At 54.5% G+C, this 17543-nt stretch carries 12 protein-coding genes; 6 read left to right on the forward strand and 6 right to left on the reverse strand.

Annotation, left to right across the window (positions count from 1 at the left end; genetic code table 11):
* Positions 1-58: 58 nt before the first annotated feature.
* Complete coding sequence (locus DA718_RS13300) at positions 59-1150, reverse strand: cellulase family glycosylhydrolase (RefSeq protein WP_112214351.1); 1092 nt, start codon at positions 1148-1150, stop codon at positions 59-61.
* A gap of 189 nt (positions 1151-1339) precedes the next feature.
* Between DA718_RS13300 and DA718_RS13305 the strand changes: the two genes are divergently transcribed.
* On the forward strand, positions 1340-2347 hold the full coding sequence (locus DA718_RS13305; protein ID WP_112214350.1) for a LacI family DNA-binding transcriptional regulator: 1008 nt from the start codon (positions 1340-1342) through the stop codon (positions 2345-2347).
* Positions 2348-2397: 50 nt separating this feature from the next.
* On the opposite strand, the gene fumA is transcribed toward DA718_RS13305, so the two are convergent.
* A complete protein-coding gene (gene fumA / locus DA718_RS13310) occupies positions 2398-4047 on the reverse strand; it encodes a class I fumarate hydratase FumA (RefSeq protein ID WP_112214349.1) in 1650 nt (549 codons plus the stop codon).
* A 55-nt stretch (positions 4048-4102) separates the two neighbouring features.
* Complete coding sequence (locus DA718_RS13315; protein ID WP_112214348.1) at positions 4103-5608, reverse strand: anion permease; 1506 nt, start codon at positions 5606-5608, stop codon at positions 4103-4105.
* Between the two features lie 627 nt (positions 5609-6235).
* On the opposite strand from DA718_RS13315, the gene DA718_RS13325 reads away from it, so the two are divergent.
* Positions 6236-9013, forward strand: a complete 2778-nt coding sequence (locus DA718_RS13325; RefSeq protein WP_112214346.1) for a flavocytochrome c — start codon at positions 6236-6238, stop codon at positions 9011-9013.
* Between the two features lie 68 nt (positions 9014-9081).
* The gene (locus tag DA718_RS13330; protein WP_112214345.1) at positions 9082-10032 is read left to right on the forward strand and encodes an FAD:protein FMN transferase; all 951 of its coding nucleotides are present in this window, start codon (positions 9082-9084) and stop codon (positions 10030-10032) included.
* Here the strand turns inward: DA718_RS13330 and dcuR are convergent.
* The 3 genes from dcuR to DA718_RS13345 form a co-directional block, all read right to left on the reverse strand.
* A complete protein-coding gene (gene dcuR / locus DA718_RS13335) occupies positions 10013-10732 on the reverse strand; it encodes a two-component system response regulator DcuR (RefSeq protein WP_112214344.1) in 720 nt (239 codons plus the stop codon). The genes DA718_RS13330 and dcuR overlap by 20 nt on opposite strands.
* Positions 10729-12348: a sensor histidine kinase gene (locus DA718_RS13340; protein ID WP_112214343.1), complete on the reverse strand. Its 1620-nt coding sequence runs from the start codon at positions 12346-12348 to the stop codon at positions 10729-10731. The genes dcuR and DA718_RS13340 overlap by 4 nt, the downstream gene beginning before the upstream one ends.
* A 129-nt stretch (positions 12349-12477) precedes the next feature.
* On the reverse strand, positions 12478-13374 hold the full coding sequence (locus DA718_RS13345) for a LysR family transcriptional regulator (protein WP_112214342.1): 897 nt from the start codon (positions 13372-13374) through the stop codon (positions 12478-12480).
* Between the two features lie 107 nt (positions 13375-13481).
* Between DA718_RS13345 and DA718_RS13350 the strand changes: the two genes are divergently transcribed.
* The 3 genes from DA718_RS13350 (at position 13482) to mqo (ending at position 17318) form a co-directional block, all read left to right on the forward strand.
* Positions 13482-14222: an SDR family NAD(P)-dependent oxidoreductase gene (locus tag DA718_RS13350; protein ID WP_112214341.1), complete on the forward strand. Its 741-nt coding sequence runs from the start codon at positions 13482-13484 to the stop codon at positions 14220-14222.
* 232 nt (positions 14223-14454) lie between these two features.
* Positions 14455-15360: an N-acetylmuramic acid 6-phosphate etherase gene (locus DA718_RS13355; protein ID WP_112214340.1), complete on the forward strand. Its 906-nt coding sequence runs from the start codon at positions 14455-14457 to the stop codon at positions 15358-15360.
* Positions 15361-15707: 347 nt separating this feature from the next.
* Positions 15708-17318 carry a malate dehydrogenase (quinone) gene (gene mqo, locus DA718_RS13360; RefSeq protein WP_267285571.1) on the forward strand — a complete coding sequence of 537 codons (1611 nt, stop codon included), beginning with the start codon at positions 15708-15710 and terminating at the stop codon, positions 17316-17318.
* Positions 17319-17543 lie beyond the last annotated feature (225 nt).

A 17543-nucleotide genomic window follows, 5' to 3' on the forward strand; every position in this document is an offset into this window, starting at 1 on the left:
GTGTGTTCCCTCACGCCCTGGCCGCATTGGGTCAGGGCGTCTGTAGAGATAATATTTTTTATGCTTTATGCGGATGCAGGCCAATCCGGCTAAGTTTACGCACCAGCGCCATTTCGGCTTTGGCAAACGGGATGCCGTTTTCGTCAAAAACGTCATGGAACCACAGGCGACAGTAGTCCGGTGAGTTTTTCATCACCACCGGCCACGGCAGCCAGGTCTGGGTTTTTCCGCGCACCAGTCCCCACTGATAGGGGGCAATATTAGCGGCATGCATTAGCGGTAGCTGCTCTTCGATCAGGCTGCCGACATGGCGCGCCAGCCACTCGGTGCAGAACAGCGGCCGTCCGTGCTGTTCGAGCTGGTGGATGATGGCCACCATGCGTGCGGTATTGGTATAGGCGTGAAAGCTGATCACATCAGATAATGCCAGCGCAGTCTGGTCTAAAGGATGTTGATAGAACACCTCGCCTTCGACTTCATCCGGCAGTTTCCATGCGCAGACGGTGAGTGGCTGCGTCGGATCTTCTTCCCGCACCCAGTGAAACGTCGCCTGCATGAGTTCGAGGGCGTAATGTTCCAGTTTTTCGTCATACAACACTTCGACGGTGCCAGTGGAAAAAATCCCCCGGTTGCCCGGCTCGTTATACAGATCCCAAAGCAGCACGCGGCGGTCGTCGCGGAACTGGCGCACGATATCACGTACGTAGCATTCAACTTCAGGCCAGGCATCACGGTTACAGACGATTTCCCGCCCCGGACTGGCGGCCGCCTGGCTGTTGTGTTTCCCCGGCTCCGGTGCTTTTTGCGGCCCAAGGTAAGGCTCATCGCCGGAGAAACCGCAGTCATCCATCAATGTCAGCATGGTGCTAAACCCGCGCTCATCGGCCAGCGTCAGAAACTGGTCGATACGCGCTATGAGCCCGTCGCGATCGTGCTGCCAGACGATAAACGGCAGGTTGATGCGCAGGGAGTTGTAACCCGCCTGCGCCGCCCAGCCAAGCTCGCGGTCAATCGTTGGTGCGTCAAAGGTTTCCGCCTGCCAGATATCCGTCCAGTTCACCGCCGTTGATGGCAGGTAGTTAAAGCCACATAACCAACCCTGTTGCTGGTACCACGTCTGTGCCTGTTCACGTGTCCATTGTTGTTTCATCATCGCCTCGCTTACTGATAATAATTAGCTAATAAATATTAGTTGACGTATAAATGAGCAAATAGCGAAGTAAAAAAAAGCGAACCGAGTCACAATCCTGGTGGGATCAAGGCAAAGAAACGTGAGCGAGAGCGCAGCTGGCGCAAACTGCGGTTATGATGTTGGTTCTGTATGCGAAGGGAAGGGATGATGAAACGCAAAACCAAAGTGACGATGAACGACATCGCCAGAGCCGCCGGGGTTTCCCAGGCAACGGTGTCGCTGGTGCTCAATCAGTCGCGCAATATTAAACTTAGCGAAGAGACCCGTCAGCGGGTGATTGAGATAGCGACATCACTGGGTTACGACCGCCTACCGGCGATTCACTCTCCGCGTAATCAGCAAGAGATAGCCCTGCTCATTAGCTCGCTGCAGAGCTACGATCCGTTTATTGATGCCATAAGTCAGGCTCGCGAGGCGGCGTGGCGCAATGAAATCCTGCTGACGGTGTATGAATATGGTGATGATGCTGAACTGGCAATTAACATTATTCGCCAACTGGAAAAGCGCAACTGCGTGGGTATTATTCTCGCCTCTCCGGTGACCACCGTTAGCGACATGTCGCAGTTTCGCGATTGTACTGAATTGCCGCTGGTGCTGCTTAACCAGCGCGATCCGGATTCCCCGCTGCTGCCGTCCTTTGTTCCGGACGACTATGCCAACGCGTTTCAGGTGACGCGCCATCTGATTAGCCAGGGGGCGCAGCGGGTGGCGCATATTACTGGCGAAGGATGGATGGAAGCGACAAAACAGCGTCTGGCTGGATGGCGTGCGGCGCTGGAGCAGGCGGGGATCGCCGTGCAGAATGAGTGGATTTGTGAAACCAACTGGCAGTTCAGCGAGTCGCACCAGGCCACGCTAAAGCTGCTGGCGCTGGAAACGCGTCCCGATGCTATTTTTTGCGCCAGTGACTGGCTGACGATTGGTTGCTATCAGGCGCTGGCAATGCAGAGCATCACGATCCCTGAAGATATTCTGGTGGCGGGTTATGACGACCAGAAAATTTCTGAACAGCTCACCCCACCCCTGACCAGTATTCAGTTGCCCTACAGTGAACTGGGACGTCTGGCCGTTGAGTATTTGTGCAGCGAGGAAGATGCCGCCACTCACGTGACGCTTGCCGGGCGGCTGAAAACACGGAAATCGAGCCAGCGCTGATTGCAAAAAGGCCGCTATTCGGCGGCCGTAAAAGTCAGGTTAACCCCTTTTTAACGCTGTGAACAACCCGCGCACTGCTTATTCTGGATCTGTTGGAAGAAGTCGTTGCCTTTGTCATCCACCAGGATAAACGCCGGGAAGTTTTCAACTTCGATTTTCCAGATGGCTTCCATCCCCAGCTCCGGATACGCCACGCACTCCAGGCTCTTAATACTCTGCTGCGCCAGCACCGCCGCCGGGCCGCCGATGCTGCCAAGGTAGAAACCGCCGTGTTGATGGCAGGCATCGGTCACCTGCTGGCTGCGGTTGCCTTTGGCCAGCATTACCATGCTGGCGCCGTGAGATTGCAGCAGATCGACGTAGGAGTCCATTCGACCCGCGGTAGTTGGGCCGAGAGAGCCGGAGGCATAACCTTCCGGCGTCTTCGCCGGACCTGCGTAGTAAATCGGGTGATCTTTCACGTACTGCGGCAGCTCTTCACCGTTATCAATCAGCTCTTTCAGCTTCGCGTGGGCGATATCGCGAGCCACAATAATCGTGCCGTTGAGGGTCAGGCGAGTTGATACCGGGTGGGCGGAAAGCTGAGCCAGAATGTCGCTCATCGGCTGATTCAGGTTGATGCTAACCACGTTGCCTTCGCCCTGCTGGCGCAGGTGTTCAGGAATATACTGGCCCGGATTACTCTCCAGTTTCTCAATCCAGATACCGTGGCGGTTGATTTTAGCTTTGATATTACGGTCTGCCGAGCAGGAGACGCCCATGCCCACCGGGCAGGATGCGCCGTGGCGCGGCAGGCGAATGACGCGGATATCGTGCGCGAAGTATTTGCCGCCAAACTGTGCGCCGAGGCCGAGGTTTTGTGCCTCAAGCTGTAGCTCCTGTTCCAGCTGAATATCGCGGAAAGCCTGACCGTGCTCGTTGCCTTCGGTTGGCAGCCCGTCGTAGTAGTGGGTGGAGGCCAGCTTGACCGTTTTTAGCGTGGCTTCCGCCGACGTCCCGCCAATCACAAAAGCGATATGGTACGGCGGGCAGGCGGCGGTGCCGAGAGTGCGCATCTTCTCTACAAGGTAGTTTTTCAGTTTTGCCGGGGTGATCAGCGCTTTAGTTTCCTGATACAGGTAGGTTTTGTTGGCTGAGCCGCCGCCTTTAGCCATGCACAGAAACTTGTATTCATCGCCGTCGACGCTATAGAGATCGATTTGCGCGGGCAGGTTAGTGCCGGTGTTGACCTCTTTATACATATCCAGCGCGGCGTTCTGCGAATAGCGCAGGTTGTCTTCGGTATAGGTGTTATAGACGCCGCGGGCAAGGGCCGCTTCATCGCCGCCTCCGGTCCACACATGTTGGCCTTTTTTACCCATAATAATCGCCGTACCGGTATCCTGGCAGGTTGGTAGCACGCCCTTGGCGGCGATTTCTGAGTTACGCAGAAACTGTAGCGCCACGTATTTATCGTTGTCGCTGGCTTCCGGGTCGAGAAGGATCTGCGCGACCTGTTTCTGGTGGGAAACGCGCAGCATAAACGCCGCATCGTGGAAGGCCTGCTGCGCCAGAAGAGTGAGGGCTTCAGGTTCTACTTTGAGGATTTCCTGGCCTTCAAATTCGGCCACGGAAACGTGCTCATTGCTCAGCAGATAATATTCAGTTTCATCTTTTGCTAACGGAAACGCTTCCTGATAGACAAAGGGTTTAGTCGACATTGCTTTGCTCCCTAAGAGTAAAAACCGCCGGGGTTTCACGCCCGACGGTTATGAATCAGAACATCATGGACATCCACGGATAGCCAATCAGCAGCAGGGCGGCCAGGAAGATGGCGCCGAAGATGGTGCCGAGACGCCAGTAGTCTTTGGTCGGCAGATAGCCGCTGCCGTAGTAAATTGGGCTTGGGCCAGTGCCGTACGGGGTGATGATTCCCATCACGCCGAGTGAGGTCACCATCAGCAGAACGAACACCTGCATATTCATACCCGGAATGGTAGAGGCGATGGTCAGCATTGCCGGCAGCAGCGCGGTGGTGTGCGCAGTGGTACTGGCAAACAGATAGTGCAGCAGATAGAACGCCAGCAGCAGCACGACGGTGGCCACGCCCGGGGAGATGCCGCTCATCAGCGCGCCGCCTTCTTTGCCCAGCCAGGCGATAAAGCCGGTAGAGGAGAGGCCGTCGGCCAGCGCAACCAGGGTGGCGAACCAGGCAAAGGTGTTCCATGCCGCTTTGTTACTGGTGATATCGTTCCAGGAGAGTACGCCGGTCCACAACATCAACACGATAACCAGCAGGGCGGCCAGCGCGGGTTCAATCCATTCGGCGGCGAAGATCCACATCATCAGCGCGAAGCAGACAAAAACCAGCAGCAGGATTTCATTACGTGACAGACGACCGAGTTTCTCAAGCTCGCGGGCAGCCCACAGCGGCACTTCATCGTTAACCTTCACTTCCGGCGGGTAGAACCAGTAGGCCAGCAGCGGCATTGCCAGAATCAGCAGGATACCCAGCGGCAGGAAGGCGATAAACCAGGTGCCCCAGGAGATGTTAATGCCAACGATGCTTTTTACCAGCGCCAGCGCCAGCAGGTTCGGCGCCAGCGCAGAGAGGAACATGGAGCTGGTGATACAGGCGGCGGTGATGGCTACCCACATCAGATAAGAGCCAATGCGGCGGGCGCTCGGGTCGTTAGGTTTAGAACCATACAGCGGCGGCAGGTTAGCGATAATCGGATAGATAGTCCCGCCGCTACGTGCGGTGTTAGAGGGGGTAAACGGTGCCAGCAGCAGGTCAGCGAAGGTAATGGCGTAGCCAAGCGTCAGGCTGCGGCGGCCCAGATATTTCACCAGAATAAGCGCCAGACGGCGGCCAAACTGGGTTTTATCGTAGCCTGCGGCAAACATAAAGGCGCCGAAGATAAGCCACACGGTGGAGTTACCAAAACCGCTCACCGCCCATTTAAAGGAAGCGCCTGCGAGCTTGAAGTTTGGCGCGGCCAGCTGTTCAGGGCTGAACAGTAACCATTGGCTGCACAGGGCAATCACCACCACGCCCGTGATGCCAATCACCGCGCCAGGCAGCGGTTCGAAGATCAGACCGACGATCACGCCGACGAAAATAGCAAAGTAGTGCCATGCATAAGGAGGCAGGCCATCGGGCACCGGGACGAACAGCAGGAGAACGGCGACGATAATGGGCATTGCCATCATCAGCAGACGCTTGTAAGCAGCATTGGTTGCTGCACCGGCAGGCGGTATGGTTGTCTTTTTCTCTTTCATAATGAGTATCTGCAAGTAGTTAAAAATAAGGTTCTGTCACCGGGTAACCGTGCGATTTCTTTAGTTACAAAACTTTCTTTAATTATTAATTGTCGGCTCTGGTTAGTGCGATGACGATTATTTAACGCTGTTTATTGGGCGTTAAATTAAAATATTTGGATATTTATATATTGCGCTTTCATACGCTGTTGCAATTGATTGAGATCAAAAAAAGCAGGTTGTTAGCGATTTTTTTTAATTTATCGATAACCCTATATGATGAGGTGTTTATTTGTTTAAAATAACGATAAATGTTAAATTAAATAAAACCATGCTTATCTTTATTTTTTCATGCTATTGTTTTATATAATAAAATTATTATTTCCTAAAATTTTAAATCATTAACAAAAGTTTCTTTTTTGTTATGGTGTGTTTGCGTTGTGTGAATGGTGTATTTAAATTTAATAATACAATAGAGGTATTGGTGTTATTGCTGGTATTAAATAGTTTTTTAACTAACGTAATTACTTTGGTAACTAAAAATAGCGCTATATTATGGGTATGACTTAAGGAATATACAAAATACAACTAAAAACAATTCCGTCACCCAATTCTGAGTTTTCAATATTTAAAATCTGGAGCGTCATTATGACCAGTAACCAACGAATTCTGCGTCCTTTTACTTTGCCGAACGGTACTGAATTAAAAAACCGCCTGTTGATGGCACCAATGACCACCTGTACCGGTTATTTCGACGGTACCGTGACCAGTGAGCTGGTGGAGTACTACCGCGCTCGTGCCGGCAGTATCGGCACCATTATTGTTGAATGCTGCTTTATTGATGATTACGGCCTGGCGTTCCCGGGCGCAATCGGCATTGATAATGATGAAAAAGTCGCCGGTCTGGCCAAAATTGCCGAGGCGATTAAAGCGGAAGGTTCAAAAGCGATTCTGCAAATTTATCACGGCGGTCGGATGGTTGACCCGCAGCTTATCGGCGGACGTCAGCCGGTAGCGCCCAGCGCGATTGCCGCGCCGCGTGATGGCGCAGCAACTCCCCGTGCGCTGAACGGTGAAGAAGTTGAAGGCATGATTGCCAAGTTTGGCGAAGGTGTACGCCGCGCTATTCAGGCGGGTTTTGACGGCGTTGAAATTCACGGTGCGAACACCTATCTGATTCAGCAGTTCTACTCGCTAAACTCTAACCAGCGCGATGATGAGTGGGGTGGTAGCCGAGACAACCGCGCTAGATTCCCGCTGGCGGTGCTGGATATTACTCACAAAATGGCCCGCCAGTACGCTGACGATGCCTTTATCATCGGCTATCGCTTCTCCCCTGAAGAGATGGAAGTCCCCGGCATCCGTTTTGACGACACCATGTACCTGCTGGAAAAGCTGGCCGCTCGCGGCGTGGATTATCTGCATTTCTCGGTTGGCGCAACCTTGCGTCCGTCCATTGTCGATACCACTGACCCGACTCCGCTGATTGAAAAATACTGTGCTATGCGTTCTGAAACGTTGGCTCAGGTGCCGGTCATGGGCGTAGGGGGCGTGGTAAACGCCGCCGATGCCGAGCAGGGGCTGGATCACGGCTACGATCTGATGGCGGTAGGTCGCGCCTGTATCGCTTATCCTGACTGGACGAGGCGAATTGCCGCCGGTGAAGAGCTGGAGCTGTTTATCGACAGCACCCAGCGTGAAGCGCTGAACATCCCGGAACCGCTGTGGCGCTTCTCGCTGGTAGAAGCGATGATCCGCGATATGAGCATGGGTGATGCGAAATTCAAACCGGGGATGTTCGTCGAAACCGTTCAGGATGACGCCAACGAACTGGTGATTAACGTCAGTCTGGAAAACGATCGTATTGCCGATATCGAACTGGCCGCCAGCCCGGTACAAACCGTCGAATTCACCACCAGTTTTGAAGAGATCCGCGAACGCATTCTGACCGCGAATACCCCGCACGTGGATGCGATTTCCGGCGCAACCAGCCAGAGCGAAGCGGTGAAAAAAGCGGTCTCCAAAGCGATGCTGAAGTCCAGCAAAGCGCTGGCCGCCGAAGAGGGTGAAGGTGATGTCACACCGAAAAGTTATGATGTGGTGGTGGTCGGCAGCGGCGGCGCCGGTCTGGCGGCAGCGATTCAGGCACACGATGAAGGCGCAAGCGTGCTGATCGTCGAGAAAATGCCAACCATCGGCGGCAACACGATTAAAGCCTCTGCCGGAATGAATGCGGCAGAAACTCGCTTCCAGCGCGTGAAAGGTATTGAAGACAGCAAAGAGCTGTTCTATCAGGAAACGTTGAAAGGCGGGCAAAACAAAAACAACCCTGCGCTACTACGTCGCTTTGTCGAAAATGCGCCGGAAGCCATTGAATGGCTGGCGCGTCGCGGCATTATGCTCAACGATATTACCACTACCGGTGGGATGAGCATTGACCGTACTCACCGTCCGCGCGACGGATCGGCGGTCGGCGGCTACTTAATCAGCGGCCTGGTGCGTAATATCACCAAACGCGGCATCGATGTTCTGCTCGATACTTCGGTGGAAGAGGTCCTGATGACCGGCGATGAGGTGAGCGGCGTACGCTTGCTTAATGATGAACAAGAAACCGTTGTAGTACAGACGAAGAGTATTGTGGTGGCGACCGGCGGCTTCAGCGCCAATAGCGCGATGGTCGTGAAATATCGCCCGGACCTGGCGGGCTTCGTGACCACTAACCATAAAGGGGCAACCGGCGGAGGTATTGCGCTGCTGGAACGTATCGGCGCGGGTACGGTGGATATGGGCGAAATCCAGATCCACCCGACGGTGGAACAGCAAACCTCGTATCTGATTTCCGAATCAATTCGCGGCGGCGGGGCCATCCTGGTAAGCCAGCAGGGCAACCGTTTCTTCAACGAGATGGAAACCCGCGATAAAGTCTCGGCATCGATTATCGCGCTGCCGGAGCACTATGCTTACATCGTGTTCGATGAGCACGTCAGGGCGAAAAACAAAGCCGCCGATGAATATATCGCCAAAGGCTTCGTCACCAGCGCCAGCTCGCCGCGTGAGCTGGCGGAGAAACTGGGGATGGATTACCATGCTTTCCTCGCAACCCTGGAGCGCTACAACGGCTTTGTCGAAAAACAGCATGACGATGATTTTGGCCGTACCACCGCGCTCCGTGCGCCAATTAATGAAGGCCCCTATCATGCGATTCGTATCGCGCCGGGGGTTCACCACACCATGGGCGGCGTGACCATCAACACCGAAACCGCGGTGCTGAACGCCGGGCATCAGGTGATTCCAGGCGCTTTTGCTGCGGGTGAAGTGGTTGGCGGCATCCACGGCGGCAACCGTATCGGCGGTAACGCGGTGGCCGATATCATTATCTTCGGCACCCTCGCGGGCCATCAGGCGGCGAAACGCGCCAGAGGTTAACGCACAGGCGACACCTGCCGGGCAAGCGATAACGCGGCCCGGCGTAAACGTCTTCTTAGGGGTACGTTATGTCAGATAATCGCGTCTACAGCTACTCTGCCGTTCTGATGGGTTCGCCCATTCTGCTTAAGCTCTATGTTCATGATGAATCTCTCGCCTCGCGCGTCTTTCAACTGATTAAACGCCACGAAGACCTGCTTACCGTTAACCGCGCGCAGTCGCAGGTGATGGACATTAACCATGCCGCCGGACGTCATCCGGTCACGGTGAGCCGCCCGGTCTATGCGCTGATTAAATGCGCCAAAGCCGCCAGTATGGTGCGCGATAGCGCGTTTAATCTGGCGATTGGCCCACTGGTTAAGCTGTGGCGTATTGGTTTTCAGGGACACCGCGTCCCCGAGGCGCAGGATATCGCCGCCCGACTGGCGTTAACGCGTCCACAGGATGTGATCCTCGATGAGACTGCCGGCAGCGTCTATCTCGTCCAGGCGGGAATGGAGATTGACCTCGGCGCCATTGCTAAAGGCTATATCGCTGACCGGGTTCGCGACTATTTACAGCAGCAGGGCGTGAGCGCCGCGCTGATTAACCTGGGCGGCAACGTGCACACCCTCGGTGACTGGGCGATCGGCTTAAAAAAACCGTTCTCAGAAGCGGAGGCGCTGGTTGGCAGCATTGAAGTAGCGGGGCAGTCGGTGGTGACATCGGGAATTTACGAGCGTTACTTCGAACAGGACGGTAAACGCTGGCACCATATTCTTGATCCGCGTAGCGGCTACCCGTTGAATAACGAGCTGGAAAGCGTGACCATAATTTCCGCCGACTCTCTGGACGGCGATATCTGGACCACCCTGATTTACGGTCTTGGCGTTGAGAAAGGCTGCGTGGCGCTACGCCAGCGCGAAGATATCGAAGCGATTTTTGTGACCAAAAACCGCGACGTTATCCTCTCTTCACAGCGCCATTTTCGCTTCCGGCTGCTGGACGACAGCTATAACCTTATTGACTGTACTGCTTAAGCAAACCGTACTGCTCGGCTATCAGGTGATAGCGATACACTGGACGACCGGTGGCGCCATAATGAATGCTGGTATAGAGAATATTAATCTGCGCCAGCCAGATCAGATATTTACGGCAAGATACCCGAGAAATATTCACCGCCGCCGCCAGTTCGTCAGTAGAAAACTCGATGTCCGGGTGGGCATCAATCCACTGGCAAAGGGTACGTAGCGTCTGAGCGGTCAGACCTTTCGGCAGCTTACGCGCATCGGTGGCTTCAGGCACACCACCGTGCAGCAGGCGGTCGACATCTGCTTGTTCATAATAGGGTTGACCGGTCATCAGCTTGCGCTTTTCGCGCCAGGCGGTCAGCGCCTCTTCAAAGCGCGGGAACTGGAAAGGCTTGATGAGATAGTCAACCACGCCATAGTGCATCGAGGTCTGCACCGTCGCAGCGTCAGCGGCGGAGGTGATCATAATCACGTCGATGGCTCGCCCGGAAGCGCGAATGGTCGGCAGCAGATCCAGGCCGCTATCCTGTTGCATATACACATCCAACAGCACCAGATCTATCTCCAGATCCTTATCGTTAATCATCTCCCTGGCTTTACTCAACGTCGACGCCGTGCCGCTGCAGCGGAAGCCGCTGACCCGCGCCACGTACAAGCGGTTCAGTTCGGCAACCATGGCATCATCGTCAACAATTAATACATTTATCACGCACTTTTCCTTTTACTATCCCAGGGAAGATGAACAAAAAATTGGGTAAACACGCCGGGTTCGGATTCGACGGCCAGCGACCCGCCCAGTTCACGAAGCTGCTGGCTGGCGAGAAACAGCCCGACCCCGCGATTCTCGCCTTTAGTGGAGAATCCTTTATTAAAAATATCATCAATAAACGCTTCCGGGATCCCGGGGCCATCATCGCTGACTTCGCCGCTCAACCAGCCGTTCTGATAGTGCAGCAACAGACCCACTTCGCCTTCGGCCTGGCCGCTCATAGCATCCAGCGCGTTCTCGATTAAATTGCCCAGCACCGTGACCAGTACGGTAACCTGTTTTTCATTCGGACAGTCCGGCACCAGGCTCTCTTCCGCAAGCGTGAGGGTAAAGCCACGCTCTTTCGCACGCTGAATTTTACCGATTAAAAAGCCCGCCACGACCGGTGATTTAATGCGGTTCTGGATTTCACCGATATCCGCCTGGTAGGTATGGGCTGTTTGCAGCACGTACTCTTCCAGCTTGCCGTAGCTTTTCATATTCAGCAGGCCGAGAATCACATGCAGCTTGTTCATGAATTCATGTGAAGTGGTGCGCAGGGCGTCAACATAGTTCACCATCCCGTCCAGTCTCTGTAGAAGCTGGCTGACTTCGGTTTTATCGCGAAAGGTGCTGATTGCGCCGACCACATCATTCTGGCTACGGACGGGAACGGTATTGCTGATCAGCAGTAGGCCGTTACAGCCCAGCTCCCGATCGTAAATCGGCTCCCCGGTTTGCAGCACCTCCTGCAAATCCGCCAACAGCGGCGTTTGCGCAATATCGTGGTTGGGGCTGCTAAACAGCATATTGCGCGCGGCGGGGTTAATCAGCGTGACCTGGCCGTCAGCATCCACCGCTACGACGCCTTCTTTTAATGAATGCAACATGGCCTGACGCTGCTGGAACTGAGTTGAGATCTCCTGAGGTTCAAGGCCCAGCAGTACGCGCTTCAGACCGCGGACCAGGCTCCAGGTACCAATGGCGCAAACCAGCGCACTGAACAGCACGGTTAAAATCACATCCCAGCGGCTGGCGGCGATTTGCGTATCGACTTTGCTCAACGAAATCCCGATAGCCACCACGCCAATTTGCTGGTGGCTATCGTCAAATACTGGGGTAAATACCCGTAGCGCCGGGGCCAGTACGCCGTGGTTGACGGCGACGTTCTCTTTACCCTTCAGCGTTGGCAGGATGTCATCGCCGATGAAAGGTTTGCCGATAATTTGGCTGTTGGGATGCGAATAGCGGATGCCGTCCATATTGGTGACCACGGCGAACAGCAGGCCATTCCGTTTGGTGGCGGCCAGCGCCAGCGGCTGGATGATACCGCTATCCGGCGGCAGCGCCAGACCGCGTTTGACCTCCGGGGTGTCCGCCAACGTCCTTGCCACCGCCAGCGCCGTGTCCTTCACGCCGTCGCGGGTTGCGCCGCTTATCTGCATAAACCACAGGGCATAGACCAGAATCAGTACTGAACCGATCACGCTGCCAATCATTAAGGTGACGGCGGTGCTCAGCTTCATACTCATTGGACGTTTACGCGCGGGCGCAGCCTGCTGCGCTAGTTTATTCATTCCGACCCCAGGGTAAAACTCATAGAGTTGTATTATCGCTGAACGAAAGGCTTTCATAAAGCTGTGTAATAAAAGCAAAATATATAGCGAGCGCGCAGTTGGTACGTATCGGGCAAATCCACTATGGGCTTATTCGCCGCATTCAATCCGCAGATAATCGACAAACGCCCGCAGCGGCGACGCCATTTGCTTACGGCTCGGGTAGTAAACGTAAAAGCCGGGGAAGGCGGGCGTCCATTCAGGCAGGAGCTGAACCAGCTGCCCTGACGCTAACCAACCGTCAACCTGATGAGCAAACTGGTAAGCGATACCCACTCCCGCCAGCGCGATGGGGGTGAGCATCTCCGGCTCATCGACCACAATCGGCCCTTTGACCGCGATTTCACAGCTTTCATTGTCACGCTGAAACTCCCAGCGATAAACGCTGCCATCGCTGGGCCGCCGATAGGTCAAACACGGATGTTGCAATAAATCCTGCGGTTTGCGGGGCCGTGGAGCCTGAGCCAGATAGTGCGGTGAGGCGACCACTTTCATCTCAAGGTCGCCGCTTAGCCTGACGGCAATCATATCCTGATGGAGCTTCTCACCCAGACGAATTCCAGCATCGAACCCGGCTGAGACGATATCAATCAGGCAATCGTCGGTGACAATATCCAGCTCAATATTGGGATAGCGCTGAATAAAGCCGCCGAGCAGCGGGGACAGATAATAAATGGCGGCGACCCGTGAAACATTGAGCCGCAAACGACCTGCGGGATTATCGATAGTTTGCGCATCGATAACCGCTTCCTGTAGGCCCGCTAGCGCCGGAGCGAGCCGCTGCATCATGCGTTTACCCGCTTCGCTTGGCGCGACGCTGCGCGTGGTTCGGTGCAGCAAGCGCACGCCGATACGCTCTTCGAGTCGCCGTATTGTCGCGCTTAAGGTGGAGGTCGTGACGCCAAGATGAGCGGCGGCTCGGGTGAAGCTGCCTTGCTCTACGACCATCGCGAAGGCCCTTAATTCAGCAAAATCACTTCCTCGCATTATGCTGGTTTTCCCAAATAGTCCTGTTGATAATTGTTCTATTATCAAACAGACCTCGGCTGGTTACCATCCCGTTGAGTACCATCACCCATCAGGAGCGATCAGCAATGGCAAGATTTACTGCGAAACGAATTCTAGTCACCGGAGCGACAAGCGGTATCGGGCTTGCCGGGGCAAAGATGATTGACAGTGAAGGGGGATATGTTCTGGCGACAGGGCGCGATTCGCAACGGCTGGAGGCTCTGTGCAGGCAGCTTTCCGACCGGGCGCGGGTGGTCTATAACGACGCCAGCGACCCAACGACAGGCGAGGCGCTGGCTCGTGAGGTTGAGGATTTTGGCAGACTAGATGGCCTGTGGTTGAATGCCGGATATGCTGGCGTCGGTGAACCCGCGCAGGTTAATGCGCACAGCTTTGACAGCATGATGGCGGCCAACGTGCGCGGGCCGGTACTGCAATTTGCAGCGCTTGCCGGAGCGCTTAACGCGGGGGCCTCGGTTATCGTGACGGCATCGACGTCGGCTTATGAGGGAGCGGCAGCGGCAAGTCTTTATTCAGCGACGAAAGGGGCGCTAATTTCGCTGACCCGTTGCTGGGCATCGGCTCTGGGGCCACAAAATATCCGCGTCAATACTTTGGTCCCTGGGCCAATAGATACCGACTTTCGCCATTTTATGAGCCAGGACTTTCGCCGTGAATTTGAAACCTCAGTGGTGAGCCGACTGGCGCTTAACCGCCAGGGAACGGCCGAAGAAGCGGCAGAAGTGGCGCTATTTCTTCTCTCTGATGCGGCATCGTTTGTCACCGGAAGTCAATATTTTGTCGATGGTGGACTGGCGATGTACTGAGTCTTCATTATATCTCATCTATACCTACCAGACCGGATAAGCCTAACTGGTCGGATAACAACCAACCAGCAGTCACCGCGCTTCAGGGGCGATAAAACTGTGACTCCCGTGGCGGTAAAGTGCGTCAGGAAGGCTTTACACTGGCATTAATAGCCATGGTCAATGAGAGGGTTTACCACCGGCTTGCGCTTTTCACCTTAGAGAGTTCTTTCAGTTTTAAATGGAGGTTTTTATGAGCAGTAAGCCAACCGCTTCAATGATGGAACGACGCCACCCTGAAACCACCCATATCGACAGCCTTGCCACGCTCGATATGCTGACGTTGCTGCACAAGGATGATAAGCAGATTACCGACGCTGTTGGAGCATGTTTACCCGAAATTGCGCGTCTGATTGATAATGCGACCGCGACGCTGAGCCGGGGAGGGCGACTGGTGATTGTCGGCGCTGGCGCCTCGGGGCGAGCTGCCGTACAGGCGGTGAGTGAATTTACGCCAGAGGGGAAACACTCGCTGGTTGGGCTTATCGCCGGGGGGCCGGCTGCCGCGCTCCAGGAGATGGAAACCGCTGCGAACGATTACGATCTTGGTGCCCTTGAGCTACAGGCCTTGCAGTTCAGCAATCAGGATATGCTGCTGGCGCTAACGGTCAGCGGAAAAACGCCGTGGGTCTGGGGGGCCATGCGTCATGCGTGGTCGTTAGGCGCGCCTATTGCCGTTCTGACGCAGCAGGCTAACAGCGAAGCCGCGCAGCTGGCGGATATCATCATTGCCCCGCAAACCGGGCCGGAAGCGGTGGCGGGCTTTGGTAATCCCAAAGCGCAAATTGCGCAGCGGCATATTCTCAATATGCTGACCACCGGGCTGGCGATTCGCGCTGGGCGAGTGTATGAAAATCTGCGCGTCGATCTCCAGGCCAGCACGCCGCGCTGGGCCGAGCGCCAGATAGCCATCGTGATGGCGGCGACGGAATGCTCGCGTAGCGAAGCCAAAGCGGCATTGGCCAGCTGCAATCAGCACTGCCGGACGGCAATATTAATGATTCTCAGCGGGCTTGATGCCTGGCAGGCGCGGGAGCTGCTGGCGGAGCATAACGATCATCTGCGAATTGCGCTACGCTCGGCGCAGCCGGTCGTTTGACCTGAACCATCTGGCGCGTATTTCTGCAATACGCGCCGGATTATTTAAAATAATCCACAAACCACCTCTCCTTTTTTATTCCACATTGTTTGTATGCTTTTTGATGGGGTTATTCCCGGGTGAGAAGTATCTAACGTATTGCATATATATATTCCCCGTCGTTACTTTACTTTTTTAAGTTAAAAAACCAGGTTAATAATAATTAGCTATGTGTGCGAAAGTGTAAATGATATTTTAAAATAAAGTAAAAGTGCGTTAATATGCACCCTCTTATTACACTTGTGCTATGTGATATTTCTATTATGCCTGCAATTAAAAATACGATTATATCTATGACCGCATTAGCGATGTTCGTCAGTTCGGCGACATATGCAAATGACGATACCTCGAAAAAAACCGATTTCCTGTTGATTGGCGGCGGCATTATGAGCGCGTCGCTGGGGACCTGGCTGCACGAATTACAGCCGGAGTGGAAACAGGTGATGGTTGAGAAGCTGGATGGCGTCGCGCTGGAGTCGTCGAACGGCTGGAACAACGCCGGGACCGGACACTCTGCCAACATGGAGCTGAACTATACGCCGGAACGCCCGGATGGCTCTATCGACGTCAGCAAAGCGTTGGATATTAACGAACAGTTTATGATCTCCCGCCAGTTCTGGACGGCGCAGGTCAAACGCGGCATTTTGCACGATCCGCACTCTTTTATTAACTCTACCCCGCATATGAGTTTCGTCTGGGGTGATAACGTGGATTATCTGCAAAAACGTTATACCGCCTTGCAGCAAACCACTTTATTCCAGGGGATGAAATTCTCCACCGATCACGCGCAAATAAAGCAATGGGCACCGCTGGTGATGGAAGGTCGCGATCCGCAACAAAGAGTTGCTGCGACCTGGACGCCGGTGGGTACCGATGTTAACTATGGGGAAATAACCCGCCAGCTGATCGGAAGCCTGAAGAAAAATAACAACTTCACGCTGCAAACTTCGTCTGAAGTCACCGATTTTAAACGTAATGCCGATAATTCATGGCACGTAACCATTAAAAACGTGAATAGCGGTGAAGAGCAGGCGATTGATGCCAAATACGTCTTTATCGGCGCTGGCGGCGGCGCGCTGAAATTACTGCAAAAAACCGGTATTCCGGAAGCGGATAACTACGCCGGTTTCCCGGTGGGCGGCTCCTTCCTGATGACCGAAAACCCGGCGGTGACCAAAGAGCATCAGCAAAAAGTCTATGGTCAGGCCTCGGTGGGCGCACCGCCGATGTCGGTACCGCATCTTGATGCTCGTTTCCTCGACGGCAAGCGCGTAGTGCTGTTTGGGCCATTTGCCACCTTCTCAACGAAGTTCCTCAAAAATGGTTCATTCCTTGACCTGCTGAGCACCACCACGACCGATAACATGCTGCCAATGACGCACGTTGGGCTGGATAATTTTGATCTGGTGAAATACCTGATTAGCCAGGTCATGTTGAGTGACGATGACCGCTTTGCGGCGCTGAAAGAGTATTACCCTGGCGCGCGGAAAGAGGACTGGAAGCTGATTCAGGCCGGACAACGCGTGCAGATCATCAAGAAAGATGCTGAGAAGGGCGGCGTGCTGAAGCTGGGTACGGAAGTGGTGGTCGACCAGCAGAAAACTATCTCCGCGCTGTTGGGCGCTTCGCCGGGGGCTTCCACCGCCGCGCCGATCACTCTGAACGTGATTAAGCAGATGTTCCCGGAACAGTTCAACTCCCCGGAATGGCAGAGCCGCATTCGCGATATCGTTCCGAGCTATGGGCAGAAGCTGAACGGCAACGTTGCGCTGACTCAGCAGGTTTGGAATGACACCGCTGCCGCATTGCAGTTGACCAAACCGCCGGTGATCGAGATGAACGCCGCCGCGCCGGTCATGACCGCAAAACCGGCAGAGCAGAAAGCGGAAGCATCGCCGCAGCACGATATGGCACTCTAAGCCCACGCCTGTGAAATTGCCCGGTGGCGGCTAGCGCCTTACCGGGCCTACGGGACGAGTTTGGGTTTTGTAGGTCGGGCAAGGAGCTAGCCGCCGCCCGACAGAAAGGCGAGCACGGTAATCCAAACAAGTTGGCGACCCGACTCCCACGATTAATGAATCTCACTCATAACCTCAATCCTTTTATGCAGGATTATTCCGCACGTCTTTCCCGCTAAACTCCTT

The sequence above is a fragment of the Klebsiella huaxiensis genome, assembly GCF_003261575.2.
In the GTDB taxonomy this organism is placed as follows: Bacteria; Pseudomonadota; Gammaproteobacteria; order Enterobacterales; family Enterobacteriaceae; genus Klebsiella; species Klebsiella huaxiensis.

Excerpts from the sequence above, each read along its gene's own strand:
- DA718_RS13300 (WP_112214351.1), bottom strand. The coding sequence starts at position 1,150 with ATGAAACAACAATGGACACGTGAACAGGCACAGACGTGGTACCAGCAA.
- DA718_RS13305 (WP_112214350.1), top strand. The coding sequence starts at position 1,340 with ATGAAACGCAAAACCAAAGTGACGATGAACGACATCGCCAGAGCCGCC.
- fumA (WP_112214349.1), bottom strand. The coding sequence starts at position 4,047 with ATGTCGACTAAACCCTTTGTCTATCAGGAAGCGTTTCCGTTAGCAAAA.
- DA718_RS13315 (WP_112214348.1), bottom strand. The coding sequence starts at position 5,608 with ATGAAAGAGAAAAAGACAACCATACCGCCTGCCGGTGCAGCAACCAAT.
- DA718_RS13325 (WP_112214346.1), top strand. The coding sequence starts at position 6,236 with ATGACCAGTAACCAACGAATTCTGCGTCCTTTTACTTTGCCGAACGGT.
- DA718_RS13330 (WP_112214345.1), top strand. The coding sequence starts at position 9,082 with ATGTCAGATAATCGCGTCTACAGCTACTCTGCCGTTCTGATGGGTTCG.
- DA718_RS13340 (WP_112214343.1), bottom strand. The coding sequence starts at position 12,348 with ATGAATAAACTAGCGCAGCAGGCTGCGCCCGCGCGTAAACGTCCAATG.
- DA718_RS13345 (WP_112214342.1), bottom strand. The coding sequence starts at position 13,374 with ATGCGAGGAAGTGATTTTGCTGAATTAAGGGCCTTCGCGATGGTCGTA.
- DA718_RS13350 (WP_112214341.1), top strand. The coding sequence starts at position 13,482 with ATGGCAAGATTTACTGCGAAACGAATTCTAGTCACCGGAGCGACAAGC.
- DA718_RS13355 (WP_112214340.1), top strand. The coding sequence starts at position 14,455 with ATGAGCAGTAAGCCAACCGCTTCAATGATGGAACGACGCCACCCTGAA.
- mqo (WP_267285571.1), top strand. The coding sequence starts at position 15,708 with ATGTTCGTCAGTTCGGCGACATATGCAAATGACGATACCTCGAAAAAA.